General features: G+C 51.2%; 23 protein-coding genes. 19 read left to right on the top strand and 4 right to left on the bottom strand.

Annotated features, from left to right (window positions below):
* Positions 1 to 30 precede the first annotated feature (30 nt).
* Both M0L20_RS16215 and M0L20_RS16210 read right to left on the bottom strand, forming a co-directional pair.
* The gene (locus M0L20_RS16215) at positions 31 to 402 is read right to left on the bottom strand and encodes a helix-turn-helix domain-containing protein (protein WP_232561958.1); all 372 of its coding nucleotides are present in this window, start codon (positions 400 to 402) and stop codon (positions 31 to 33) included.
* Positions 403 to 450: 48 nt separating this feature from the next.
* Entirely contained in the window at positions 451 to 723 is a 273-nt protein-coding gene (locus M0L20_RS16210; RefSeq protein WP_248477960.1) for a type II toxin-antitoxin system HigB family toxin, read from the bottom strand.
* A gap of 452 nt (positions 724 to 1175) precedes the next feature.
* Here M0L20_RS16210 and hisG point away from each other — a divergent pair, with 452 nt between their 5' ends.
* From hisG to trpS, 18 genes are all read left to right on the top strand, one after another.
* The gene (gene hisG / locus M0L20_RS16205; protein WP_232561956.1) at positions 1176 to 2036 is read left to right on the top strand and encodes an ATP phosphoribosyltransferase; all 861 of its coding nucleotides are present in this window, start codon (positions 1176 to 1178) and stop codon (positions 2034 to 2036) included.
* 71 nt (positions 2037 to 2107) lie between these two features.
* Positions 2108 to 3397, top strand: a complete 1290-nt coding sequence (gene hisD, locus M0L20_RS16200) for a histidinol dehydrogenase (protein ID WP_248477959.1) — start codon at positions 2108 to 2110, stop codon at positions 3395 to 3397.
* A gap of 146 nt (positions 3398 to 3543) precedes the next feature.
* Positions 3544 to 4728: an aminotransferase class V-fold PLP-dependent enzyme gene (locus tag M0L20_RS16195; RefSeq protein ID WP_248477958.1), complete on the top strand. Its 1185-nt coding sequence runs from the start codon at positions 3544 to 3546 to the stop codon at positions 4726 to 4728.
* Positions 4725 to 5222, top strand: a complete 498-nt coding sequence (locus M0L20_RS16190; protein WP_248477957.1) for a peptide deformylase — start codon at positions 4725 to 4727, stop codon at positions 5220 to 5222. Before M0L20_RS16195 ends, M0L20_RS16190 begins: the two co-directional genes overlap by 4 nt.
* Positions 5223 to 5244: 22 nt before the next feature.
* Positions 5245 to 6384: a histidinol-phosphate transaminase gene (gene hisC / locus M0L20_RS16185; protein WP_248477956.1), complete on the top strand. Its 1140-nt coding sequence runs from the start codon at positions 5245 to 5247 to the stop codon at positions 6382 to 6384.
* A 15-nt stretch (positions 6385 to 6399) separates the two neighbouring features.
* On the top strand, positions 6400 to 6930 hold the full coding sequence (locus tag M0L20_RS16180; RefSeq protein WP_248477955.1) for a hypothetical protein: 531 nt from the start codon (positions 6400 to 6402) through the stop codon (positions 6928 to 6930).
* Positions 6931 to 6977: 47 nt separating this feature from the next.
* A complete protein-coding gene (locus tag M0L20_RS16175) occupies positions 6978 to 10313 on the top strand; it encodes a UvrD-helicase domain-containing protein (RefSeq protein ID WP_248477954.1) in 3336 nt (1111 codons plus the stop codon).
* Between the two features lie 11 nt (positions 10314 to 10324).
* A complete protein-coding gene (locus tag M0L20_RS16170; RefSeq protein WP_248477953.1) occupies positions 10325 to 11215 on the top strand; it encodes a phosphatase PAP2 family protein in 891 nt (296 codons plus the stop codon).
* 26 nt (positions 11216 to 11241) lie between these two features.
* Positions 11242 to 12102 (top strand): phosphatase PAP2 family protein, encoded by an 861-nt coding sequence (locus tag M0L20_RS16165; RefSeq protein ID WP_248477952.1) that lies wholly within the window; start codon positions 11242 to 11244, stop codon positions 12100 to 12102.
* 93 nt (positions 12103 to 12195) lie between these two features.
* Entirely contained in the window at positions 12196 to 13155 is a 960-nt protein-coding gene (gene metF / locus M0L20_RS16160) for a methylenetetrahydrofolate reductase [NAD(P)H] (protein ID WP_248477951.1), read from the top strand.
* Positions 13156 to 13257: 102 nt separating this feature from the next.
* Positions 13258 to 14802 carry a glycoside hydrolase family 32 protein gene (locus M0L20_RS16155; RefSeq protein ID WP_248477950.1) on the top strand — a complete coding sequence of 515 codons (1545 nt, stop codon included), beginning with the start codon at positions 13258 to 13260 and terminating at the stop codon, positions 14800 to 14802.
* 130 nt (positions 14803 to 14932) lie between these two features.
* On the top strand, positions 14933 to 15814 hold the full coding sequence (locus M0L20_RS16150) for a cell division protein FtsX (RefSeq protein WP_232561945.1): 882 nt from the start codon (positions 14933 to 14935) through the stop codon (positions 15812 to 15814).
* Between the two features lie 99 nt (positions 15815 to 15913).
* Positions 15914 to 16255: a DUF3098 domain-containing protein gene (locus tag M0L20_RS16145; RefSeq protein ID WP_232561944.1), complete on the top strand. Its 342-nt coding sequence runs from the start codon at positions 15914 to 15916 to the stop codon at positions 16253 to 16255.
* A gap of 96 nt (positions 16256 to 16351) precedes the next feature.
* Positions 16352 to 17197 (top strand): undecaprenyl-diphosphate phosphatase, encoded by an 846-nt coding sequence (locus M0L20_RS16140; protein ID WP_248477949.1) that lies wholly within the window; start codon positions 16352 to 16354, stop codon positions 17195 to 17197.
* A gap of 84 nt (positions 17198 to 17281) precedes the next feature.
* Positions 17282 to 18001 (top strand): tRNA pseudouridine(55) synthase TruB, encoded by a 720-nt coding sequence (gene truB / locus M0L20_RS16135; RefSeq protein WP_232561942.1) that lies wholly within the window; start codon positions 17282 to 17284, stop codon positions 17999 to 18001.
* Positions 17998 to 18927 (top strand): bifunctional riboflavin kinase/FAD synthetase, encoded by a 930-nt coding sequence (locus M0L20_RS16130; RefSeq protein WP_232561941.1) that lies wholly within the window; start codon positions 17998 to 18000, stop codon positions 18925 to 18927. Before truB ends, M0L20_RS16130 begins: the two co-directional genes overlap by 4 nt.
* 69 nt (positions 18928 to 18996) lie before the next feature.
* Positions 18997 to 21264: an NADP-dependent malic enzyme gene (locus M0L20_RS16125; protein ID WP_232561940.1), complete on the top strand. Its 2268-nt coding sequence runs from the start codon at positions 18997 to 18999 to the stop codon at positions 21262 to 21264.
* Between the two features lie 96 nt (positions 21265 to 21360).
* Complete coding sequence (gene trpS, locus M0L20_RS16120; RefSeq protein WP_232561939.1) at positions 21361 to 22341, top strand: tryptophan--tRNA ligase; 981 nt, start codon at positions 21361 to 21363, stop codon at positions 22339 to 22341.
* Positions 22342 to 22588: 247 nt separating this feature from the next.
* Here the strand turns inward: trpS and pgl are convergent, their stop codons facing one another.
* Together pgl and zwf are read right to left on the bottom strand one after the other, a co-directional pair.
* The gene (pgl, locus tag M0L20_RS16115; protein WP_232561938.1) at positions 22589 to 23314 is read right to left on the bottom strand and encodes a 6-phosphogluconolactonase; all 726 of its coding nucleotides are present in this window, start codon (positions 23312 to 23314) and stop codon (positions 22589 to 22591) included.
* Between the two features lie 99 nt (positions 23315 to 23413).
* Positions 23414 to 24907: a glucose-6-phosphate dehydrogenase gene (zwf, locus tag M0L20_RS16110; RefSeq protein ID WP_232561937.1), complete on the bottom strand. Its 1494-nt coding sequence runs from the start codon at positions 24905 to 24907 to the stop codon at positions 23414 to 23416.
* A gap of 142 nt (positions 24908 to 25049) precedes the next feature.
* On the opposite strand from zwf, the gene rpiB reads away from it, so the two are divergent.
* The gene (gene rpiB / locus M0L20_RS16105; RefSeq protein ID WP_248477948.1) at positions 25050 to 25481 is read left to right on the top strand and encodes a ribose 5-phosphate isomerase B; all 432 of its coding nucleotides are present in this window, start codon (positions 25050 to 25052) and stop codon (positions 25479 to 25481) included.
* The last annotated feature ends 10 nt before the right edge of the window (positions 25482 to 25491 follow it).

The raw sequence follows: 25491 nt of genomic DNA, 5'->3' as shown, positions 1-25491 counted from the left end.
ACAAATATAACGAAAAGCCTGATAAGATTATTAGGCCATTTTCAAGATGTAATCGGCTCTGATATGAAGCTTATCATATAAGCGCTTTGCTAAGTCCATATTCACCTTACGTTTCCCGGCCAGGACCTCCGAAAGTCGCGTTTCAGTAATACCTAGAACTCTAGCCGTATCGCGCTGTTTAAGATTCTCCTGAAACATTCGTAGTCGAATCATTTCCGGCAATGTAGCTGGCTCAACAGGCATTGGGTAATGCTCCTCTTCATAGTGTTCGGCTAATAGTGAAAGGCGTTGCAATTCAGCCAGATCGGTTTCGGTCATGTTGGCCGAACCTTTCGCTAACTGTGTTTCGATCACCTCCATAACCTGCTCATAGTCATGAGGTGTTTCTATGGTTAGAATCATAGTCGCTTCTTCGTGAAAGATTTCATTTAAACAGATGAAGCATTTATTTTATCGGTACTCCGCATGAGTACCGATAAAACGTATGAATACAGTACGAACTGGGAAAATAATACGAACGATCAGACGGTACTGGTTGCCTTTTATATTGAACACGTAGTTATCATTACCAACATAATCGACTGAATTAAAGGTGTTTTTTACATCAGCTAGATTACCCCAATCGGCAGCTTTTGTTTTCAAATACCATTCATTGAGTGCTTCGGTCGATTGTGAATTCATGATCGCATATTCCCGGATAACTTTTCGGCTTACAATTACCATGTTCGTTCCTGTCTGTTTTTATAACACATGGTCATCGCGGGCCGATAGCGATAACATTTCAAACAAAGATAACGAAAACTTACACATTTCAAAAATTAATTACCAGTAATAAAAGCAATCAAAAAGTTAGATCCGTAGCAGATCGTCTGGTAGTAATGTTAGGTCAAAAGTCTTGCTCGTTTCGTGGCGTACCTTTACTTTTGCGTCCATGATTTCCCAACAGGCAACACTCTCTCCTTTTCGACATCGTCGCCATCCGCACGGCTGCTAGGCTGTTGTTGGTCAATTCCGCGACTAACCGCCTGTTGGTCCACCGTTTTCCCGTACTTTTACCCCTTGTTTCAACCTAAGTCAGACAAATCACTTGTCCGTCATTGGTTTAAGTCCCACAACCAACGAAGTAGGGTATTTATTTTTCAATACAACCCAAATCGTCTAGCATACATCCAGTAATGTCTTCTGTATTACGCATTGCCTTACAAAAATCCGGTCGGCTGAGCGAAGATTCGTACCAGCTTTTTAAAGAGTGTGGCATCCGTTTCGACTACGGCACCGGCAAACTCAAATCTGTTTCGTCGAACTTTCCCGCTGAGTTTCTGTTCCTGCGCGACGACGATATTCCCGGTTATGTCGAAGACGGCGTTGCTGATTTAGGCATCGTTGGTGAGAACGTGGCCGTCGAAACGGGCCGCCCGGTACAAACCATTCATAAGTTAGGTTTTTCCAAGTGCCGCCTGTCGATTGCCATTTCGCGCGGCAGCGACTGGACGGGGATTGAGAGTCTGAACGGTAAGAATATTGCCACCTCGTACCCGAATTTACTTGGCAATTACCTGGCTGGTCAGGGTGTAAAGGCTGAAATTCACGAGATTAGCGGGTCGGTCGAGATCGCGCCGAGCATTGGCCTGGCCGAAGCCGTTTGCGACATTGTTAGTTCGGGCAGCACGCTTCTGAGCAACGGCTTGAAAGAAGTAGAAACCATTTTCCGCTCCGAAGCCATTCTAATTGCCCGTGCCGAACTGGATGAGGATAAGCAAGCGCTGGTCGATAAACTATTGTTCCGCATCAAAGCGGTGCAAGCGGCCAAGAACAACAAATACATCGTTCTGAACGCGCCGAACCACGCACTCGACACGATTACGGCTTTGTTGCCCGGTATGCGAAGCCCGACTGTGACCCCACTGGCCACTGAGGGCTGGAGCTCCGTTCATTCGGTGTTGAACGAAAACGAGTTCTGGGAAAATATCGAAGCCATCCGAACCGCTGGTGCGGAAGGAATTCTGGTGATCCCGATTGAAAAAATGATTTACTAAGACCGAACAAGCGTAAAACAACGACCCGAGACCGTCGTGTTCTTGTTTGTATACCTTGTTTTTCGAAGCAGATGAACATCATTTCTTTTCCCGACCGCATCGAATGGCCTGCCTTACTGGCCAGACCCGTACAGTCAACGCAGCAAATCGAAGCGGCTGTTGCTCCTATTCTGTCCCAGGTACGTACCGGGGGCGATGCCGCCTTGATCGAACTGGCCCAGAAGTTTGACAAAGTAGACTTATCAACGAGTGGTCTGGAAGTTCCGGCAACGGAAATCGAGGCCGCCGAATCACAGTTGAGTGATGCATTGAAGGCAGCCATTCGCCAGGCTTACCAAAATATACGGTTGTTTCACGAACGGCAAAAACAGCCGATTGAAAAAGTTGAAACCATGCCGGGTGTCGTGTGCTGGCGTCGGAGCGTTGGTATCGAAAAAGTGGGCCTTTACATTCCGGGTGGTACGGCTCCGTTATTTAGCACGGTGCTTATGTTGGGCATTCCGGCTCAACTGGCCGGTTGCCGCGAGGTGGTATTGTGTACACCCAGCAACCACCCAGCTATCTACTTTGCGGCTAAACTCGTCGGCGTCACCAAGGTATTCCGCATCGGCGGGGCACAGGCCATTGCGGCTATGGCATACGGAACAGAGTCGGTCCCGCAGGTATACAAGATTTTTGGACCGGGCAATCAGTACGTCACGGCGGCTAAGATGCTCGTTGCCAAAGAAGGAGTTGCTATCGATATGCCCGCCGGACCAAGTGAGGTTGCCGTTTACGCTGACGATTCGGCAGTTCCCGCCTTTGTAGCCGCCGATCTGCTCTCGCAAGCTGAACACGGTAGCGATAGTCAGGTATTGTTGGTTTCGACCAGCAAACGGCTGGTTGAACTGGTTAATCTGGCCCTGCCCACGCAACTGGGCAAGCTTCCCCGTCAGGAACTGGCGGCTAAATCTTTGGAAAACAGCAAAACTATTTTGGTCGAAACCCAGCAGGAAGCCATTGACCTACTCAATGCCTATGCCGCCGAGCACCTGATCCTGAGTGTTGAAAACGCCGAAGCGGTAGCCGAACGGATCACGAATGCGGGATCGATTTTTCTCGGCAATTACACGCCCGAATCAGCAGGCGATTACGCATCGGGTACGAACCACACCCTGCCCACCAACGGTTTTGCCCGCGCCTACAGTGGTGTTTCACTGGACAGCTTCGTCAAGAAAATTACGGTGCAGCACATTAGTCCGGAAGGTTTACAGAAGCTAGGGCCGGTGGTTGAAGCCATGGCCGAAGCCGAATCACTCGATGCGCACAAGCGGGCCGTAAGCCTGCGCCTTGCCAGTCTGCTGGAAGAAAAGATGACCTAGTTTTTGTTGTCTAGCAGCAATGTGGAGTCGGTTTCTCAAAACCGACACTTCGCGTCAGCAATTTGTGTCGGTTTTAAGAAACCGACTCCACTCACCCACAGACAACCAATACCCCCGAAGTACGGTACCGATAGTTACCTCCGCTTATGATTGATCTCCTTACGCTTCGAAACGATACCCCCGGAACCCGGCATGTCGTGCATTTTAACAATGCCGGAGCGTCGCTTATGCCCCAACCGGTTATCGATGCGATTACCAGTCATCTAACGCTGGAATCAGAGATCGGCGGTTATGAAGCGGCCCAGTTGCGGCAAGACGCCACACAGCAGTTTTACACCTCAACGGCTGACCTGCTCAATACGACCGCCGAACACATTGCCGCTACCGCCAATGCCACGGATGCCTACGCGCGGGCTTTGTCGTCAATTCCGTTCGAGCGGGGGGATGTGATTCTGACAACGGTCAACGACTACGTTTCGAATCAACTGGCGTTCCTATCGTTGCAGAAGCGATTAGGCGTCAACATCGTTCGGGCGGAGGATAGCCCGGCAGGTGGCGTTTCGGTTGAGGATATGGCCAGCAAGATCAAGGCACTTTGTCCGAGGCTGGTAGCGGTTACGCACATACCAACCAACTCCGGTCTAATTCAGCCCGTTGAAGCCATAGGACAGCTTTGTCAGGAAGCTGACGTGTTATATCTGGTCGATGCCTGTCAGTCAGTAGGTCAACTCCCCCTCGACGTAAACCAGATTCACTGCGATTTCCTAACGGCGACGTGCCGAAAATTTCTGCGGGGACCACGCGGTGTAGGCTTTTTGTACGTCTCTGACAAGGTCCTGTCCAGCCAACTCGCTCCGCTATTCGTTGATCTGCGCGGTGCGGTCTGGGAGTCTGCCGATTCGTATCAGCTTCTGCCAACGGCCCAGCGATTTGAATATTGGGAGTTTCCCCATGCGCTTCTGCAAGGTGCCGCCCAGGCCAATCGCTACGCGTTGTCGGTTGGTCTCGAAACCATCGCCAGGCGGAATAGCGCTTTACGGGAAAACTTGTGCAGTCAGTTGAATCAGCTACCGGATGTGCGGCTGCTGGACGAAGGTGAACGACTAGCCAGTATCATTACGCTCTTCAGCGAACGAAAACCGGCGGCAGACCTGAAAAGTGCCTTGCTGGCCGAGCGCATCAATACCTCACTCAGTGATCACGGTTCGGCCATTCTGGACTACGACCGAAAAGGTATAACAACGGCAGCGCTGCGCATTTCGCCCCACTATTTCAACACCGAGGAAGAAATCACCACGCTGGTTGACACGCTGACACGAATACTGGCATGAAGCACCTCGACGACCTTTTATTGCTGGGCGACCCGCGCTTGTACGAAAGATGCGCCCCCGTTCTGGAATCGGAACTACCCATGGTAAACAGCTGGGTTGCTGATCTGCACGCGGTAATGAAAGAAATTCGGACCAAATACCAGTTCGGGCGGGGTATTGCCGCTCCGCAACTTGGTATCATGAAACGGCTGATCTACTTAAATGTAGACCGTCCCCAGGTCATCATTAACCCCGAACTGGTAACCGTCAGCGATGAAACAGGTGAACTTTGGGATGATTGTATGAGTTTCCCAAACTTACTGGTGCACGTACGCCGACACCGTACGCTAACGTTGTCGTACCGGGATGAGCACTGGCAAGCGCACACTTGGGATGTTACCGACTGGGGCTTATCCGAATTGATTCAACACGAATACGATCACCTGAACGGGGTTCTTTGCACGATGCGCGCCATTGATAACCAGTCGTTCCGGTGGCGACCAACGCCTATTTAACCGCTATTTACTAACTAGCTTCATGTTTACGCTTAACAACATCCTGCGTCCTCACATCCTGGGTATAACGCCTTACTCGTCGGCCCGCGATGAATATACCGGTAAAGAAGGCGTTTTTCTGGATGCCAACGAAAACCCGCTGGGCTCGGCAACGCCCGAAGGTGACTATAACCGCTATCCCGATCCGCACCAGTGGGCCATCAAACAAAAATTGGCTCCAATCAAAGGCGTTCGGCCTGAACAGATCTTTCTGGGAAATGGCTCCGACGAACCGATTGACCTGCTGGTACGAGCGACCTGCACGCCGGGGAAAGACAACATTCTGATTATGCCGCCTACCTACGGCATGTACGAAGTGTCGGCCAATATCAATGATGTTGCGCTTATCAAAGTCCCGCTAACGCCCGCTTTTCAGGTTGATACAGATGCAGTATTGAAAGCCATCAACGCGAACACAAAACTAATCTGGCTCTGTTCGCCTAACAATCCGTCGGGCAATCTGCTTCAGGAAGAGGCAATCCGCACGATTCTTGAGGCCGCCGACCACTCGCTGGTGATTGTGGACGAAGCGTACATCGACTTCGCTGATACCCCCTCGTGGACGAATCAACTGGACCAATACCCCAACCTGGTGGTTTTACAGACCTTCTCGAAAGCCTGGGGATTGGCAGCGCTGCGCTTAGGCATGTGTTTTGCTTCGGAAGAGTTGATTGGAATCATGAACAAGATTAAGCCGCCTTACAACATCTCGGCTCCTACGCAGACCCTGGCACTCGAAGCGCTCGACCGTGAAGCCGAAAAAGACGAAATGGTTACAACTATTTTGACGGAGCGAACCAATTTAGCCGAAATTCTGCGTTCTTTGCCCTTCGTACAGGTTATTCACCCGTCCGACGCAAACTTTTTGCTGGTTCAGTTTGAGGATGCCAAACAAACATTTGAGTACCTGATCGAGCAGCAGGTGATTGTTCGGGATCGCTCAAAAGTGAAACTCTGCGACGGTTGTCTACGCATCTCTATCGGAACCCGCGCCGAAAACGAGCGGTTTGTCGATACGCTTCGGCAGATGCCCCGTTCGTCTCAGGCAGACGTGAGTGGTGCAGACGCGTCTTTAGGCACGGGTGAAGATGCTACCAAACCTGAGTTTGTATCAACTCCCTAACTCGATTTATTGTCGATGAGAAAATCACTTCTTCTTGTAGCATTCCTTTTGTTTGGCTGGGTACTCATCCCAAACCAGGCGCAGGCGCAATACAACAACTGGTCGGTGGGCTTCCGCGTTGGCGAGCCATCCGGCATCAACGTCCGAAAATATTTCAGCGAAAACCACGCTTTCGATCTCAACATTGGTACCTACGGCGGTCTGTACGGCACCAAGCGGAGCTACCGCGCGGGCGAGTACAAAAGCGTTGGGCTAGCCATTCAGGGTCATTACCTTTGGCATAAGGCGCTGACTAAGAGCGAAAGCATACGCGGTTATTATGGCTTCGGTGGTCAGGTCAACACGCGTCGCTACTACCCACCCCGGCTTAACGGCGAGTACGAAAATGCACTCTCGCTGGGCGGTTCGGGCATCGGCGGACTGGAATTTTTCCCCACCGGCAAGCCGTATTCGTTTTTTCTGGAAACCGGCGTTTACGTTGAGTTGCTCCAGGCTCCGTTTTTCCTGAACCTCAACACGGGTCTAGGGCTACGGTATAATTTCTAATAGCAATAGTAGCGAGCATTGGCCGTCTGGTTTCTCTGCGCACGGGTATGTTCAAGATTTATAGTTCTTCGGCTGGATCGGGCAAAACGTACACGCTCACCAAAGAATACCTCAAACTGGCGCTCCGGCCGGATGGGTCGGATGGCTATTTCCGGCATATTCTGGCGGTAACCTTTACGAACGCGGCTGCCAATGAGATGAAGAACCGTATTCTTGAACGCCTGTCCGACATTGCCGGTGGAAAAGAACTTCCGCTGCTGGATGAGCTGACTACGGAATTACACGGTGTTGCGCCGAACACAGACGCGTTCGATGTGGCCAAAGCCAGCCTGCGCCAGAAAGCCGCATCGGTATTCAGAACGATCCTGCACCGCTACGCTGATTTTAGTGTCACGACCATCGACTCGTTTACACAGCGCGTCGTGATGGCGTTTACCGACGAGCTGGGCTTTCCCTACTCGTTTGAAGTCGAGCTTGATACCGACGAAGTGCTCGAGCTGGCAATCGATAACCTCATTGAAAAGGCAGGCACCGACGAGATGGACGAGATTACGACCATTTTAAGCGAGTACTACACGCATACAGCCGCCGAGGGCAAAAGCTGGAACCAGCTACCGGAACTGCTGAAAGAGTTTGGCAAAAACCTGACGTCCGATCAGTTTTACGAAGCGGTCAATGCAGCTCAGGAATTGTCGCCCAGCGCTTTGCGAACCATTCGAACGCAGCTACTCAACTACAATCAACAGATCGAAACCCGTATTGTCGGGCATGGTCAACGAGCCTGGCAACTCATCACCAACGCGGGTCTTGACGAAACGGATTTCAGCTACGGAGCCAGCGGGGTTGGCGGTTATTTGAAAGCGATTGCCGAAGGTAACGCCAAGAAAGAAGCCGGAACGCGGGTGCACAATGCCATCAACAACGGCGATTGGTACGGAAAAAAAGCGCCCAAACCGGTGCAGGCGATCATCGACGGCATGGCGGCTGATTTGTGCGACTGCCTGGTTCAGATCAATACGATCCGGGACGACAACGGCCAGCAGCTAACCTTGTTCGACTGCTTGTTGCCGCACCTTCAGAAACTGGCGCTCCTGAAACAGATGCGGATTGAGTTTGACGATCTGCTGCGCAAGGATGGACGCGTGCACATTTCAGAATTCAATAAGAAAATTCTCAACATTGTCGCTTCGGAGCCGGTACCGTTCCTATACGAACGGCTGGGCACGAAATACAATCACATCCTGATCGACGAGTTTCAGGATACATCGCGGCTGCAATTCGCGAACCTGCTGCCGCTGATCGAAAACGCGTTGGGTGGCGACCATTTCAACCTGGCCGTTGGCGATGGCAAACAAGCTATTTACCGATTCCGGGGGGGGGATATGGATCAGATTGTGGCCCTGCACCGAAAAGATCTGGAAGGACTTAAGCAGGCACACAACCCTGGTTCCTGGACCGCCGACCGGATCGATATGCTCGACGGGCATTTGCAGGACGAAATGCTCGATACCAACTGGCGTAGCGCCGAGCCGATTGTCCGGTTTAACAACGATTTTTTCGAATTTACGGCCCGCAAGTTTGAACACCAGCATCCGAAACTGGCCGACGTTTTCGACAGCGAGAAATTGTTTCACCAGAAACCTCAGCCCAAAGCGCGGCAGGCAGGGCATGTTCAGATCGACTTCGTTGCCAAAAACGAAGAGGACGACGCCGACCTGACGACGCTCATGCTCGATCAGACCATCAGGCATTTGGAACAGGCGTTAGCGGATGGGTACAGCTACGGCGACATTGCTATTTTATGCCGCAAAAAAGTCCATGCGAAAGCGCTGGCGAATGAGTTAAACGCCCGGCGAATTCCGCTGGTATCAGCCGATTCGCTGTCACTGGAATTTTCGGACCCGGTGAAGTGGATTGTCACGCTGATGCAACTATTGCAACAGCCCGATCAGAAGTTACTGCGCTACGAATTGCTGTATCTTTTTCACCGGGTGGTACGCGGTATCTTCCCGGACGACGCACTGACCGAAGAGCTGCGACTCGTGGCCGAAGGCGACGCGATGGGCGTATACACGTACCTGACCGATCAGGGTTATCCGCTCGATCCGTACGCGCTGGGTCAACTCAACCCGTATGAGCTAGCCGAGCGACTGACTGCTCAGTTTAACCTGTTCAGCCAGGCCGATCACAATCCGTTCCTGTTCCGCTTTCTGGACGAAGTGCTCACGTTTAATCAGAAACGGAGCGGTCACCTGAGCGATTTTCTGGTGTATTGGGAAGGGGTTCGTCAGAAAGTATCCGTGGAAGGAAACGCGCGTAATGCCGTCAGCATCCAGACGGTTCACCGGTCGAAAGGACTCGAATTTCCGGTTGTCATCATTCCGTTCGCCAACTGGAAAGTCGAACCCATCAACGACAGCACGATCTGGCTTGACCTAACGGCGATTCGAACCGACATGCTGACCCATGAAAGCGGTTCCGGGCAGCTCGCCCGATTACTGTCGGCCCCGGCCAACACGACGAGTAAATTACGCGGTGCTCCCGACGCGATTGCCGCTCAGTACGAAGAAGAGTTGACGCGCACGTTTCTGGAAAACATGAACTTGCTTTACGTCGCCTTTACGCGCCCAACCGACCGGTTGTACATTATCAGCGAAGCCAAAGATTTCGGCAAGGGACAGCCCAATACCATTAGTCATTGGTTACACGCTTTTTTGCGGGATAGTGAGATAGCGCGTAACTGCGGCTGTGCCTGGCAGGATGGGCAACTGAGCTACGAAATCAGTTTGTGCGCCGATGCTTTTTCGCACCAGAAAACCGAGGAGGTAATCGATGAGATTGTGCTGGATGATGTCATTAGCGGACACCGTGGTCAGGATCTGCAACTTCGTCGGCAGGCGGATCGGGTGTTTGACGTGGCTACATTTGAGCGAACCCGCGAACGCGACCGCAAACTCTGTGCAGCTCTGAGCCTGATAAAAGGACCGGAAAGCATCGATAAAACACTCCGGCAGCTCGTCAGCGAGGGACTCGTCCGTAACGCCGAATGTGCGGATTTGAAGCAGGTGCTAACGGCGGTTGTATCGCACCCGACCTTGTCGGCCTTGTTCGATTCGACACTGCGCATTGATACCGACCGGAGTATTCTGAGTAAGAAACGCGTTCATGGCGCACCGCATCGTGTTGTTCATTATCCCGACGGTCATGTCGTGCTGGTCCAGTACGAATCGCTGCCAGCGCCGGAATCAGCTCCTGATCAGGAGTCAGACCCCACCGGTTCGTTGAAATATTTTACGAGTCTTTACCGTGACATGGGCTTTCCTGAGGTGGAGGGCCGATTGGTTTACTTAGCAGACGAACCTCAAGTAGTACGGGTAGTTTAATGGTAAAAAATATGCGATTACGTTTCCGTCATTCATCTTCGGTCTTATTCCTTTGGTTAACCATTCAGTCGCTGGTCAGCACGGCGCAGTTTACCAGTCCACGCCTACTCAATACAGAGTATGCCGACTCACCGTATGAGCTTAAATCCGGCCGGGAACTTGGCCTACTGGGGGCCGGGGTAGTCACGTATGGCGTATCGGTACTACTCGACAAAGCGGTTGACCCGCTTACGCCGGATCAGGTATCGGCACTGGACCGAAACGACATTAACGCCTTTGATCGCCCCGCGACAGCCAACTGGAACCCATCCATTGCCAAGGCAAGCGACATTACGCTGTACACTAACGTTGCGCTGCCCGCTTTGCTAACGCTGGGGCTTAAGCCGATGCGCCAGGATGTGAAAACGCTGGGGATCATGTACATCGAAACGTTGTTGCTGGCTAACGGCGTTGAGAGTACCGTCAAAGCACTTTCCCAACGCCCCCGCCCTTTCGTCTTTAACCCGGATGTGCCGCTCGAACGAAAACTCAACCGCGATGCCCGGCAATCGTTTTTTTCGGGACATGCCACCACCGCCTTTGCTACTGCCGTTTTCACGAGTGAAGTATTCCGGCACTATTTTCCGTATTCAAAACTAAAGCCCGTCGTCTGGGCGGGTACGCTCGGATTGGCCACGGCCACCTGCGTTATGCGGTATGAGAGCGGTCGCCACTATTACACGGATTTGCTGGCTGGAGCGGCCTTTGGCTCGTTGGTAGGCTGGGTCATTCCGAAATTACACGAAGTAAAGAACCGGGGTAAGGTAGGACGTCGGTTCGACATTCAGCCTTGGACGAACGGTTCATCGACGGGCCTGTACACCCGCTTTCAGTTTCATTCAAGGTCTCGGCTTTATCCGTAACTTTGCGTCGTAAATACCGTTTCCCGTTGAGAACCACCCGTATCGTTTTTTCCGTCCTGTTTCTCGTGCAGCTATCCGTTACGCAGGCACAGGATACGCTTTCCCAATCGACAACACGGCTCCGGCCAGATCCGTACCGACTTAGCTGGAAAACGGACGCTACATTGATGGGATTGGTTGGTGTTGCGGGCGTTTCGTCACTTCTTTTAGAACAACAGGTTCAGCCGTTTAAAGTCGGTGATCTTAGCCAATTTGATCGTAGTCAGGTCAATGCTTTCGATAGGGGGGCAACGTATAAATGGTCACCTGGCGCGTTTCAACTAAGCGATCAGACGCTGACCACCAATTTTGTGGCAACCGGTCTGATTGCCGTACCGACCCTGTTTCGCCACAAGAATTGGGCGACGGTACCCCTGATGTACATTGAAGTCCTCGCTTTACCAACACTCATCCAGCAAACGGTTAAGAACATCGCCTTGCGAACACGTCCTTACGTGTACAATCCCGACGCTCCCCTCGACCCAAAACTGGCTCCGAATGGCAGACAATCCTTTTTTTCGGGGCACGCTGGAACCGCTTTTGCATCCGCTGTCTTCGCGTCAGAGATGTTCCGGCATTTTTATCCGAATTCGAAACTAAAGCCTGTTGTCTGGGTTGTGATGCTCGGACTGGCTTCGACAACCAGCCTGATGCGGTATGAAGCCGGGTATCATTTTCCGAGTGACATCCTGGTTGGCGCTTTGTTTGGGTCCGTTGCGGGTTGGGGGATTCCTAAATTACACGAAGTCAAAAGGCAATCCACATTAAGCCAACGACTCCATATACAGCCCTGGAACAACGGTTTCGCTACTGGAATTAACGCACGGCTGCTGGTGTTTTCGCGATAGGTGGACAAGCTTGCTGTCGCAGTTCGTGGTAGTCGTTTACCTAAGCGGTCTCCAGCGATATACAAAATAAGGGGTAAGCAATCGATTTGTTGAATGACTAAAATTACCGATCACATACAAGCCGCCAACGGCAAACCGATTTTCTCGATTGAAGTAATTCCGCCGATCAAAGGTGACAACCTAAAGAGTCTGCTCGACAACATTGAACCGTTGATGGAGTTCAAACCTCCTTTTGTTGACGTTACCTACCATCGCGAAGAATACATCGAGCGTCCCCTACCCGACGGCACCATTCAGAAAATTGTGACGCGCAAACGGCCCGGCACTGTCGGTATTTGTTCGGCAATTATGCACCGGTTTGGTGTTGACCCGGTACCGCATGTGCTTTGTGGCGGCTTTACGCGCGAAGAAACCGAAGATTTCCTGATCGATCTGCATTACCTGGGTATCGACAACGCGCTGGTGCTCCGGGGCGATCCGGCCAAGCCCTTCACGACCTTCAAGGCTAAGGACAACGGCTATTCGTATGCCAGCGAACTCGTCGAACAGGTCGCGAATATGAACCAGGGCATCTATCTGCACGAAGAAGATACTCCGCTGGCGGCCAGCAATTTCTGCATCGGCGTGGCGGCTTATCCCGAAAAACATTTCGAAGCTACCGATCACGATACGGATTTTCAGTACTTGAAGCAGAAGATCGACAAGGGCGCGGATTACATCGTGACCCAGATGTTTTTTGACAATCAGAAGTACTTTGACTTCGTGGAGCGCTGCCGTCAGGAAGGTATCACGGTGCCGATCATTCCGGGCCTAAAGCCAATCAGTACACGCAAACAGCTTCAGATCCTGCCCAAAATTTTTCATCTCGAAATGCCTCAGGATCTCGTCAAAGCCATTGAAAACTGTGAAAACGATCAGCAGGCGCGGCAGGTCGGTATCGAGTGGAGTGTTCAGCAGTGCCGCGAGTTAATCGCCTATGGGGCTCCCGTTATGCACTTCTACACGATGGGAAAAGCCGATAATATCCTGAAAATCGCCCGCGAATTATTTTAATGCGAATAATGCAGCCAGTTGATAAGTTAGCATACGATAAGCGAAAAATACTTACCAACTTACTGAATTATTATACGAATGACCTGTTGACGTAAACTATTTATGACTCGTACCCTTGTGGTATTGCTCGCTTTCGGTTTGATGACTTCTACTTTGCTGGCCCAGCGAATAACGGTCGATACAACCTATAAGCAACCTTACCGCCCGCAATATCACTTTTCTTCCCGAACAAACTGGATCAATGATCCGAATGGCCTGGTCTATTACGACGGAGAATATCATTTATTTTACCAACACAATCCGTTTGGCAACCAGTGGGGGCATATGACCTGGGGACATGCCATCAGTCGTGATCTGGTGCATTGGCAAGAGCTTCCTCCGGCTATTCCCGAAGAAGGCGCAACCATGATTTATTCGGGTAGCTGCGTTATCGACAAAACGAACACAAGTGGTTTTGGGCAGGACGGACGCGTACCGATGGTAGCTATTTATACCGGAGCGCGTCAGGATAATCAGAGTCAGCACATTGCGTATAGTCTGGACAAAGGCCGCACCTGGATTAAATACGCCCGTAATCCGATTATCGACCTTAAACGGAAAGACTTTCGTGATCCAAAGGTTTTCTGGCACGAGCCTTCCCAACATTGGGTCATGATCGTGTTGTTGCCTACCGACAAAAAAGCCTTGTTCTATAAGTCGTCTAATCTGAAAGAATGGACCAAAGCCGGGGAATTTACCGCGAACGATAGCCCAGCCAGTATCTGGGAGTGTCCGGACCTGGTAGAAGTCCCGGTCGATGGCACGATGGAGCGAAAATGGGTACTGATGCTATCGATGGGCAACAACGGCCCGGCTGGCGGATCGGGAATGCAGTATTACGTAGGTCAGTTCAACGGATCAACGTTTATCAATGAATCCAAGCCGGGCGAGCTTCGCTACGTCGATTGGGGAAAGGACTATTACGCAGCCATTACGTTCAACAACCTGCCAAGACGCGGTAACCGGGGCGCCATTAGCATTGGCTGGATGAACAATCTGCAATACGCGAATGATGTTCCAACAACCCCGTTCCGTGGCGCGATGACCTTACCGCGCGAACTGCGTCTGGTGAAAGTTCCGGCTCCCGTCAATCGCTATGAGTTACGCCAGCAACCGATTCAGGAGCTGAAACCGCTGCTTGGTCCTACCTTTCAATGGACGGGCACCGACGTAGCCCAACTCAATCAAAGTCTGGCCAGCAATAGCCTTTCGAGCGATACCTACTGGCTACAGCTTGAGCTAGAAGCGGCCAAGACCGGAGTGGGTGTTCGCGTGAAAAAGGAAGAAGCTGCGCAGGGGAAAGGCGAAGAAACCGTCATCGGTTATGACCCGGCAAGCCAGCAACTCTATGTTGACCGTAGTCGCTCGGGGCATGTTGGTTTCAAGAAAGAATTTCCCGGACGATTTACGGCCCCGCTTAAACCACAGAATGGCCGAATTTCGTTACAGATTTGGGTAGACCGCTCGTCGATAGAAGTATTTGGAAACAATGGTGAAGTAACCCTGACGAACCAAATCTTTCCAAAGTCAGATAGTCGCGGCATTGAATTTTTTGGTGAGGGCCTACGATCCGTGCTGATCCGCTCGGTGGAGCCAATCTGGAAGTAGGGCGCTTTGCAGGGAACGTTGTCATTTGCCTCCTATTGAGACGCTCGTGTTCAACATCCCTTAAATTTTCTTAAATTGGGCCGTCCACCCGGCTAAAGCGTTATTTTTGTCTCAATAACACGAACCCTGAATGGCTCGTACAAAGAAAAAAGTAGGTATGTATCCCAGCGGCATGATTTTATTTAGCCTGACGCTGGCTTTATTTTTGATTGGATTCTGCGGTATGCTGGCGATCCAGTCGAAACGGGTCGTGACCTACATCCGCGAAAACTATGAGATGCGGGCATTTCTCGATAAGGGGCTTAGCGATACGAAGCTGACAAAACTGTCGCAAACGATAGCGGAGAAGCCTTATCTTTTGAAAACGAATGGAACAGCGCAATTAAACTTTGTTCCGAAGGATGTTGCCGCCAAAGAGTTTATTGCCGAAACCAAAGAAGATTTTTCGAAGTTTCTGGGCGAAAATCCACTGCGCGACAGCTACCGGATCAAGCTGACAGAAGAGTATTTTGAAGAAGCTAAGCTGCAACAGGTAAAGCAGGATCTGGAAAGTATCGATGGTGTCTTTGAAGTTGTTTATCAGGAAAATCTGGTCGATAACATCAACCGCAACATTACCAAGATTTATGCGGTTATGTCGGCCTTTGCGTTGATTTTGCTGCTGATCATTGTTCTGCTGATGAATAACACGATCCGGTTGGCCTTGCACTCGCAACGCATGCTCATTCGGAGTATGCAACTAGTCGGTGCCACAAACGGTTTTATAACGCGGCCCTTTCTGGGTCGTGGCATCTGGCAGGGCTTTATAGCCGGTATTGTTGCGGTAGTACTTCTGCTGGTTGGGTTGCAGATCGCCATTCACAATCTGCCCGAACTGGCTATGTTTCAGGATGTCGAAAAGTTAACGTTTCTGCTGGCAGGAATCGTAGGGCTTGGTGTTCTGATTGGTTTTCTCAGTACCTTCCAGGCGGTTAACCGCTATCTGGGCCTGACGCTGGATGAATTGTATTGATCAGCAGTTGTAGTTTAGGTTTCTGGTTTGTTGCCACAGCAAAACACAACCCAGAGACCTGTTTTAAAGTTACACAAACAGTATAACGGACTTACGAACATGGCAAAAGACAAACAATATGGCTCGGCTACGCTGACACGCGAAGAACCAGCCCAAAAAGCACCGATTAGCACTACGCCAGTAGCAAAACCAGCGCCGTTGCGGAAGCCGATTTCGGAAACCAGCCATCGGGAAACGGCCTCGGCTGCCCTGCCTTTCGGTCGGCAGAACTACGTGCTGATGCTGGCGGGTATCGCGGTTATCCTGGCAGGTTTTTTCATCATGAGCCTCGATAAAGAAGAATTTGGCTTTGGTTTTCTAGGGCTAACGCTCGGCCCTATTGTAGTTATGAGTGGCTTCGTTCTTGAATTTTTCGCCATCCTTAGCCGGCCAAAGGTATAACTGTTTATGCCGGTTCGCCGGAACGGTTCATCGATAACCGATTGTTTCTGACGGCTGTTCAGGGGCAAACCGTTATCGATGAACAATTAAATATATATGGAGCTAATTCACGCGATTGCACTGGCGATCATTGAGGGTTTGACCGAGTTCTTGCCGGTTTCCTCAACGGGCCACATGATCATCTACTCTTCCCTGGCTGGTATAGCTGGCAACGAATTCACCAAACTCTACACGGTCGACGTTCAATTTGGTTGTATCTTATCGGTTCTGGTTCTTTACCACCGCCGGTTTATGACCAGCCCGCAATCGGGTACATTCAAGGTTCCGGCTTATCTCAAGTCGTTTCCACCGAAGTTTCAGCCGATGCTGGATTTTTACAGCAAAATCCTGATCGCTTTTCTTCCAGCCGCCATTATTGGCTTTCTGCTGAACGATTTTATTGACTCCTTGCTCGAAAACGTTGTCGTCGTAGCGGTTACCTTGCTAGTCGGTGGTATCATTCTGGTATTCATCGACAAAATTGTCAATAGTCAACCCAAAGACGGCGATGTAACGGTCCCAGATGCGCTTCGAATTGGTTTCTTTCAGTGCATTGCGATGGTTCCGGGTGTGTCGCGGTCGGCAGCTACGATCATCGGCGGTATGTTTCAAGGATTGACGCGGACTCAGGCAGCTGAGTTTTCGTTTTTTCTGGCAGTTCCGACCATGGCAGCGGCATCGGGGTACAAACTCCTGAAAACGTATAAACTCCTTCAACCCGCCGACTACCAAACGCTGTTGATTGGCAATGTTATTGCGTTCATTGTGGGCATGTTAGCCATTCGGGGTTTCGTTGGTTTTCTGACGCGTTACGGCTTCAAGGTATTTGGTTATTACCGGATTGTCCTCGGCCTGATTTTGCTCGGCCTAGTCGCTGCGGGCGTTAAACTAGACGTTCTGTAACACCTATACACTACTATAGAAAGAAGCATGATGATTCACCGAGACTGATCTCCGTGTATCTTTGTGCTTCTTTTCTATTTTTTCGTGTCGCAACAGAACGCATCTTCACAAACGCCCGCTCAACCGGACCCCGGCCAGCTTATCTTAATCGACAAGCCCCTTACCTGGACCTCGTTCGATGTGGCGAATAAGCTTAAATACGCCTGTAAGTTCAAGAAAATTGGCCATGCCGGTACCCTCGACCCTCTGGCCACCGGTTTGCTGATTCTTTGCACCGGTAAGATGACCAAGCAGATCGATCAATATCAGGCGCAGGAGAAAGAATACACCGGTACGCTTATTCTTGGAAAAACGACCCCATCCGTCGATCTGGAAACGACGTTCGATGCAGAATTCGACACGACAGGCATTACGGGTGAGCAAATTGAGGAAGCCGCCCGCCAGCTTACCGGCGACATCCTGCAAGTTCCACCGATCTACTCCGCCATTCGGGTTAACGGCGAACGGCTGTACGAAAAAGCGCGTCGGGGCGAAGCCGCCGAAGGAATCAAGTCCCGGCAAGTTACCGTATCGGTGTTCGAGGTAGACGCTACGCGATTTCCCGAAGTTGATTTCCGCATTGTGTGTTCAAAAGGCACGTATATTCGCAGTTTGGTACGCGACCTGGGCCTGTTGCTCAACAACGGCGCGTACATGAGCGGCCTTCGACGGACCCGCATCGGTGATTTTCGCGTAGAGGACGCCGATACGCTCGATAGCTTTATTGCCAAGTACCGCTCAGCGATAGTCCCCCCAATGTTATGATAGTTCATCGCGGTCTCGACGATATTGCTCCACTTCCCAACGCCGTTGTTACGAGCGGCACATTTGACGGTGTCCATCGCGGCCATCAGACAATCCTGGCCCGCCTGACGGAAGTCGCCCAAAATAGCGATGGCGAATCGGTGCTGATTACGTACTGGCCCCATCCGCGTACCGTTGTGTCCAACGACAGTCAGGATTTAAAATTACTGACGACGCTCGACGAGAAAATAGAGTTAATCGAACAAGCGGGTGTTGATCATCTGGTCGTTATTCCGTTTACCCGGTCCTTTTCGGAGCTTACGTCGGAACAGTACATCCGGCAGATCCTGATCGAAAAAATCGGTACGAAGAAGTTGGTAATCGGCTATGATCACCGCTTTGGCCGCGACCGTGAGGGTGGCTTCGATTACATTCGGGCTCATCAAAGCGAGTACGGGTTCGAAGTAGAAGAGATTCCTCGCCAGGATGTCGAAGCCGTGGGCGTTAGCTCGTCCAAGATTCGCGCAGCCTTGCAGGAAGGCAATGTTCACACGGCGAACCTGTTTCTAGGACGGCAGTATAGCCTGACCGGAACCATCATCAAAGGCCAGCAATTGGGTCGTACGATTGGCTTTCCAACGGCAAATTTACAGGTCGATGACCCCGTCAAACTTGTTCCGGCCAACGGAGTTTACGCCGTCGATGTGCTACACGATGAACAGGTACACGGTGGTATGCTCAACATTGGTTTTAGGCCAACCGTAGCGGGAACGCACCAGACCATTGAAACCTATATTTTTGACTTCGATAAAGACATTTACGGTGAGCATATGACGCTCCGATTCCGAGAGTTTCTACGCCCCGAACAGAAGTTTGATGGGCTGCCCGCCCTGGTTGCTCAGTTAAAAAAAGACGAGCAGACAGCGCGAGCGCTCCTGACGCAATAAACTCTAGAAAGCCGGTGACAAACCGGCTTTTTGCTTACCTTCGCGATCCAGATCATCAATTGAAGTGTTATGCAACAGAAAATCCGGCGCGAAGATGCCCTTGATTACCACGCCAAGGGGCGTCCGGGTAAACTTGAAGTCATTCCGACAAAAGAATACAGTACCCAGCGCGATCTTTCACTAGCTTATTCTCCGGGGGTAGCCGAGCCTTGTCTCGCCATTGAAGCCAATCCCGATGATGCGTATAAATACACAGCCAAAGGCAACCTAGTAGCCGTAATCAGTAACGGAACGGCAGTCCTGGGATTAGGTGACATTGGTGCATCCGCCAGTAAGCCCGTTATGGAAGGAAAAGGGCTACTGTTTAAAATTTACGCCGATATTGATGTTTTTGATATTGAACTGAATACCAAAAGCATTGACGAGTTTGCCCGAACCGTCAAGATTCTGGAACCGACGTTCGGTGGGGTAAACCTCGAAGACATTAAAGCACCGGAATGTTTTGAAATCGAAGAGCGGATTAAGCGCGAACTCAACATTCCGGTCATGCACGATGACCAGCACGGTACGGCGATTGTTAGTGCAGCGGCATTACTCAATGCGCTTGAACTGGTCGGCAAACAGATCGAAACCACACAGTTTGTTTTTCTGGGAGCCGGAGCTGCGGCCATTTCCTGCGCTCGTCAGTACGTAGCGTTGGGCGCGAAACACGAGAACATTGTGATGTTTGACGTAAACGGGCCGCTTCGCACCGACCGTACCGACCTTAATGAGATCATGCGCCCGTTTGCCACTTCGCGCAATATCGAGTCGCTGGCCGACGCATTTGCAGGGGCTGACGTGTTCGTCGGGCTTTCAAAAGGCAATATCGTTAGCCAGGATTTAATTCGGTCGATGGCGAAAGACGCAATTGTCTTTGCAATGGCGAATCCAAATCCTGAAATTAGCTACGAAGATGCGATGGCTGCTCGGCCCGATATCATCATGGCGACGGGCCGTTCGGATTACCCCAATCAGGTAAACAACGTACTTGGTTTTCCGTACATTTTCCGGGGTGCTTTAGACGTTCGGGCTACGGAGATCAACGAGGCTATGAAACTCGCGGCTACCTACGCACTGGCCGAATTAGCAAAAAAACCCGTTCCCGACATCGTTAATCTGGCTTACGGCGAAGACAACATCGTGTTTAGCCGGAAGTATATCTTGCCGAAACCCGTTGATCCCCGTCTGCTGGCAACAGTAGCACCAGCGGTTGCCAGAGCCGCTATGGAATCCGGGGTTGCCCGGCAACCGATTACTGATTGGGAAGCCTACGGTCATCAGCTTGCGCGTAGAATCGGACAGGACAATCAGATTTCGCGGGTTATTCTAAGCAAAGCGAAGTCAAACCCTAAACGGGTTGTCTTTGCCGATGCCGAAAATTTAAAAGTACTGAAAGCGGCTCAACAGGTTCGAGATGAGGGCATTGCGTTCCCGATTCTACTCGGCGAGACGGCGAAGATTCAGCAGATTATCGCTGATAACAGCCTTGATCTCGCTGGTATTCGCATTGTTGACCCCCGTGCTCCTGAGCAAAGTGAGTTGATTCAGCGCTTTGCCAACGTTTATTTCGATAAACGGAAACGGAAAGGCGTCAATGCCCTCGAAGCGGAAAAGATGATGTTCTACCGCAATTATTTCGGGGCTATGATGGTCGAAACGGGCGAAGCCGATGCCCTGATTTCTGGTCTTACCCGCAGCTACCCTGATACGATCCGTCCCGCTTTGCAAGTAATTGGCAAAGAACCGGGGGTGCAGAAGGTGGCTGGTATGTACATCCTGCTAACCAAACGAGGACCGCTGTTTTTCTCCGACACAACGGTAAACTTCAACCCAACAGCTGAGGAGATCGTCGAAATCACGGAGATGACGGCACGCGCGGTCGAGCGGTTCAACATCAAACCACGCATTGCGCTGGTAACGTACTCGAACTTTGGCAGTGCCAAAGGCGAAGACGCGGAGAAAATGAATCGCGCGGTTGAAATTTTACAGCAGCGGCATCCTGATATGATCGTAGATGGCGAAATTCAGGCTCACCTTGCGTTCAACACGGAACTGCTGGAACAGAATCATCCATTCAGCAAGCTGGTGGGCGAAGGCGCGAACACGCTGATATTCCCCAATCTTTCAGCCGCCAACATCGCCTACAACCTGATGTCGGAAGCGGCTGGCTTCGACGCAATTGGCCCTATTCTGTTAGGTATTCGCAAGCCGGTCTATGTACTGCAATTGGGTTCATCGGAGCGCGAGATTGTCAACATGGTTGCCATTGCCGTTGTCGAAGCGCAGGGCAAATAAATACACAGTTTATGAGTCGTCAGTTTTCGGTGTTCGTCTGCTCCTTTCCGAAGATTGGATCAACCGAATGCTGAGAGCTGACGACTAACAACTTTTATGGCACGTATTCTAACTGGTATTCAAAGTAGCGGTCTACCGCATTTGGGCAATATTCTGGGGGCGATCAAACCCGCCATCGACTTATCAAAACAGCCCGGTAATGAGTCTTTTCTGTTTATTGCCGACCTTCATTCGCTCACAACCATTAAGGACGGCTCACTGCGTCGGGAATACATCCGGGCGGTAGCGGCTACCTGGCTGGCGTTTGGACTGGACACGACGAAAAATACGTTCTGGCGTCAATCGCGCGTGGCCGAACATACCGAATTGTGCTGGTACCTGAATTGCTTTACGCCCATACCGATGCTCAACAACGCTACGTCGTTTAAAGAAAAATCGGATCGGGCCACGGGAGCGGTCAATACGGGATTGTTTGTTTATCCGGTGTTGCAGGCCGCTGATATCTTGCTCTACGATGCCGAAATTATTCCCGTCGGTAAAGACCAGCGGCAGCACATTGAAATGACGCGCGACATTGCCAGTACGTTTAACCGGCAGTATGACGATGAGGTCTTTGTCTTACCCGAGGCCCGGATCGATGACCGACTGATGACCATTCCCGGTATTGACGGCCAAAAGATGAGTAAGTCGTACAACAACTACATCAATATCTTCTTGCCCGAAAACGAGTTGTGGAAAGTTATCAAAAAAATAAAATCCGATTCGACGCCACTCGAAGAGCCGAAAAACCCAGATACGGATATTACGTTTCAGCTCTATTCGCTGTTGGCGTCCGAAGCACAAACGGCGGAGTTACGAAGTTTGTACGAGGGCGGGAATTACGGCTACGGTACGGCCAAGAAAGCGTTTTATGAACTGATCCTCAATCAGTTTGCGACGGAACGGGAGCGCTACCATTACTACACTATCGAAAACCCGGACGCACTTGAAGCGGAACTTCAGGCTGGGGAAGAGAAAGCCCGTGCCGTGGCAAGCAAAACCATTGCCCGTGTGCGCGAAAAACTCGGCTTTAACTAAGTAACGTTCATGATGGGTATTTTTATTTATTGATAGTCAATTGATTACTAATCAATTTAGTGCCATTTTTTTGTCATCCCGACGCAGGAGGGATCTTTGGTAACAGGAAACCTTCCTAGTAATCACCGAAGATCCCTCCTGCGTCGGGATGACAGAAAGTACCCGTTATTCACGTTAAGTGATGGGGACCGTTTGGGCGTCCCCATTCTGGTCACGTAGTCTACAGACCAGAGCGGGGACGCTCCGTTTATTTGGCAAGCAGGGATGCTGCTTTTTCGTCAACCATCCAGATCAGTTCCCCTTCGGTTGGTTTGATTTCCTGCGACGGATATTTGTCCGGATTGTACTCTCCTTCCAATACTTCTTTCAGCGGCTCCGCTTTTTTCGGACCAGCCACCAAGAATGCGACGCAGGAAGCCCGGTTTACGACCGGTGCGGTCAGCGTCAGGCGGTACATGTTCTGCTGCGTTAGAAAATACGCTTTTGTCCAGGCTGTTTGTTCATGGACGACCTCCGTGCCGGGAAAAAGGGACAGCGTGTGCCCGTCATCGCCCATCCCAAGCAACACTAAATCGAAAGTCGGGCCCGTATCGCCAAAGTACTCGTGTAAAATTTTGTCGTAATCGGCAGCAGCGGCTTCCGGTTCGAGTTCGGTACGCCACACATGAATCTGGTCTTCGGGCGTGTACACATGACCAAGCAGGGTATCGTAAGCCATCCCGGCATTGCTCTGCTCATCATCGATGGGTACGTAACGTTCGTCGCCCCAGAATACATGCAGCTGCGCCCACGGAATTTGCTCGCGATACGGCGATTTTGCCAGCAGCTCGTGCAGCGCCTTTGGGGTACTTCCTCCCGACAACGCAATCGTAAATCGGTCCTTTTTTTTCAGAACCTCTTTGATCCGCTTGGCAATAAAATCAGCCGCCTGTTTCGCCAGATCAGTGGGATTTTTCGTAACAATAAGTTGCATACGTAATGAATTCAAAAAGGCAGATCTTTGGTGTTAAACGCCAGCCAGGTTTGTTACCCAGCGTCTAGCCTTTACGACCAAAGATCTGCCTGTCATGGTTTATTTTGTCATCCACTCGAACCCATCTTTTTCGATCAGGTCCATTGCGGCTTGCGGTCCCCAGGAACCGGGTGTGTAGTTCGGGAAATCATCAGGTGCCTGACTGCCCCACGCATCGAGGATCGGTGTTACAACTTTCCAGGCAGCTTCTACCTGATCGGCCCGCATAAACAAGGTCGCGTCGCCCGTCATCGCGTCCAGCAGCAGCGTTTCGTACGCTTCCGGCTCCTGCCCGTCGTAGGCCGTTTTATAGCTGAACACCATTTCCACCGGATCGATAGCCAAGGTCTGACCGGGGCGCTTAGCCTGGAACCGCAGCCGAATGTCCATAGCCGGTTGAATACCGATTATCAGACGGTTAGCCTGCCAGTTGCTCGTCGCTTCACCAGGGAAAGCAAAGCTTGGCGCGGGCTTGAACTGCACCGTAATAACCGTTGCCTTTTCGGGCATCGATTTTCCCGTACGCAGGTAGAACGGCACATTTTCCCAACGCCAGTTGTCGACGTACAACTTCACAGCGGCAAACGTTTCCGTAGCTGAGTTAGGATCAACCCCTTCCTCCTCCCGGTAACCGGGTACGTCCTTGTCTTTTATTTTTCCTGGACCGTACTGACCGCGTACGGCAAAGTCGTTAACCTTTTCGGGTTCAATCCGGCGAATTGCGTTCAGTACATCTACCTTTTTGTTACGCACCTCATTGGCCTCGAAGCTGATGGGCGGCTCGGTAGCTACCATACACAACACCTGCAAAAGGTGATTCTGGATCATGTCGCGCAAAGCGCCAGAGCCTTCGTAGTAACCACCGCGTCCTTCCAGACCAACCGTTTCGGAAGCTGTAATCTGAATATGTTCCACGAAACGCCGGTTCCAGATTGGCTCGAAAAGCGAGTTGGCAAAGCGCAGGGCGAGAATATTCTGCACCGTTTCTTTGCCGAGGTAATGGTCAATGCGGTAAATCTGTTCTTCGGCAAACAAGCCACGCAACAGCGCGTTAAGCTCCTGAGCCGTTTTCAAATCGTGACCGAACGGCTTTTCAACCACAATCCTGACGTGCGATTTATCGCCACAAAGCGGCAGTTTAGCCAGGTTGGTGGCAATGCCGGGTACCAACTGGGGAGCCACTGCCAGGTAAAAAAGCACATTGGGCTCTACACCCCATTCTTCTTTTTTACTGGCAACGTAATCCGAGATTTTTGGATAAGCAGCCTCATCGCCCCCATCCATTTGGAGATAGGAAATGGACGAAGAAAATTCATCCCAAGGTCCTTCTTTACGCCGGGAAAACTCCTTGACGCCTTCTTCGAGCCGCTCGCGGAAGCTTTCGTCGGTATATTTACTGCGTCCAATGCCCACGACCGAAAAGTGCTCGGGCAAGTATTTATCGATGAACAGATTGTAGAGCGCGGGAGTTAATTTGCGCAGGTTGAGGTCTCCGCTGCCGCCAAAAATAAAAATTATGCTGGCAGGAGGCCGCTGATTAGTAGCTGGGATCATTGGTAAACAAGATTGTTGTCAGACCGAAAGTCGGTGCAAGATACCGGCGTCCGTTCTGTTGAACAAGTTTCGTTTGGTAAGGTTCAAGATAGAACCCGTTTCTGCTACTTTTGACCGTTGTTTCTCATTCATAAATCACGCTATGAAAATTGCTATTGGTTCCGATCACGCAGGTTTTCTTTACAAAGAAGCGATCAAAAAAATGTTGACCGATCTTGGACACGAAGTCGTCGACAAAGGCACCTATGCCCAAACCCCATCCGTCGATTACCCCCGGTTCATTCGTCCGGTTGCCGAAGCGGTTGCCGCTGGCGAGGTAGAGCGGGGCGTTGTGCTGGGTGGCTCAGGTAATGGAGAGGCTATGACGGCCAACCGGGTCAAAGGTGTTCGCGCGGCCTTATGCTGGAATGAGGAATCGGCCCGGCTCGGACGACAGCACAACGACGCGAACGTGATTTCTATCGGCGAACGGATGATGTCGGAAGAGACGGCCCTGAAACTCGTTCAGATTTGGCTCGACACCCCGTTTGAGGGGGGGCGGCATCTGGCCCGGATTCAGGAACTGGACGAGTAGCCGCTGCATC

The sequence above is a fragment of the Spirosoma liriopis genome (genome assembly GCF_023196085.1).
GTDB classification, from domain to species: Bacteria; Bacteroidota; Bacteroidia; order Cytophagales; family Spirosomataceae; genus Spirosoma; species Spirosoma oryzicola.
The sequence above is the reverse complement of the archived record's forward strand: the minus strand, read 5'-3'. Positions and strand labels throughout refer to the sequence as shown.

Coding starts and splice junctions, on each gene's coding strand:
- M0L20_RS16215 (WP_232561958.1), bottom strand. CDS start 402: ATGATTCTAACCATAGAAACACCTCATGACTATGAGCAGGTTATGGAG.
- M0L20_RS16210 (WP_248477960.1), bottom strand. CDS start 723: ATGGTAATTGTAAGCCGAAAAGTTATCCGGGAATATGCGATCATGAAT.
- hisG (WP_232561956.1), top strand. CDS start 1,176: ATGTCTTCTGTATTACGCATTGCCTTACAAAAATCCGGTCGGCTGAGC.
- hisD (WP_248477959.1), top strand. CDS start 2,108: ATGAACATCATTTCTTTTCCCGACCGCATCGAATGGCCTGCCTTACTG.
- M0L20_RS16195 (WP_248477958.1), top strand. CDS start 3,544: ATGATTGATCTCCTTACGCTTCGAAACGATACCCCCGGAACCCGGCAT.
- M0L20_RS16190 (WP_248477957.1), top strand. CDS start 4,725: ATGAAGCACCTCGACGACCTTTTATTGCTGGGCGACCCGCGCTTGTAC.
- hisC (WP_248477956.1), top strand. CDS start 5,245: ATGTTTACGCTTAACAACATCCTGCGTCCTCACATCCTGGGTATAACG.
- M0L20_RS16180 (WP_248477955.1), top strand. CDS start 6,400: ATGAGAAAATCACTTCTTCTTGTAGCATTCCTTTTGTTTGGCTGGGTA.
- M0L20_RS16175 (WP_248477954.1), top strand. CDS start 6,978: ATGTTCAAGATTTATAGTTCTTCGGCTGGATCGGGCAAAACGTACACG.
- M0L20_RS16170 (WP_248477953.1), top strand. CDS start 10,325: ATGCGATTACGTTTCCGTCATTCATCTTCGGTCTTATTCCTTTGGTTA.
- metF (WP_248477951.1), top strand. CDS start 12,196: ATGACTAAAATTACCGATCACATACAAGCCGCCAACGGCAAACCGATT.
- M0L20_RS16155 (WP_248477950.1), top strand. CDS start 13,258: ATGACTCGTACCCTTGTGGTATTGCTCGCTTTCGGTTTGATGACTTCT.
- M0L20_RS16150 (WP_232561945.1), top strand. CDS start 14,933: ATGGCTCGTACAAAGAAAAAAGTAGGTATGTATCCCAGCGGCATGATT.
- M0L20_RS16145 (WP_232561944.1), top strand. CDS start 15,914: ATGGCAAAAGACAAACAATATGGCTCGGCTACGCTGACACGCGAAGAA.
- M0L20_RS16140 (WP_248477949.1), top strand. CDS start 16,352: ATGGAGCTAATTCACGCGATTGCACTGGCGATCATTGAGGGTTTGACC.
- M0L20_RS16130 (WP_232561941.1), top strand. CDS start 17,998: ATGATAGTTCATCGCGGTCTCGACGATATTGCTCCACTTCCCAACGCC.
- M0L20_RS16125 (WP_232561940.1), top strand. CDS start 18,997: ATGCAACAGAAAATCCGGCGCGAAGATGCCCTTGATTACCACGCCAAG.
- trpS (WP_232561939.1), top strand. CDS start 21,361: ATGGCACGTATTCTAACTGGTATTCAAAGTAGCGGTCTACCGCATTTG.
- pgl (WP_232561938.1), bottom strand. CDS start 23,314: ATGCAACTTATTGTTACGAAAAATCCCACTGATCTGGCGAAACAGGCG.
- zwf (WP_232561937.1), bottom strand. CDS start 24,907: ATGATCCCAGCTACTAATCAGCGGCCTCCTGCCAGCATAATTTTTATT.
- rpiB (WP_248477948.1), top strand. CDS start 25,050: ATGAAAATTGCTATTGGTTCCGATCACGCAGGTTTTCTTTACAAAGAA.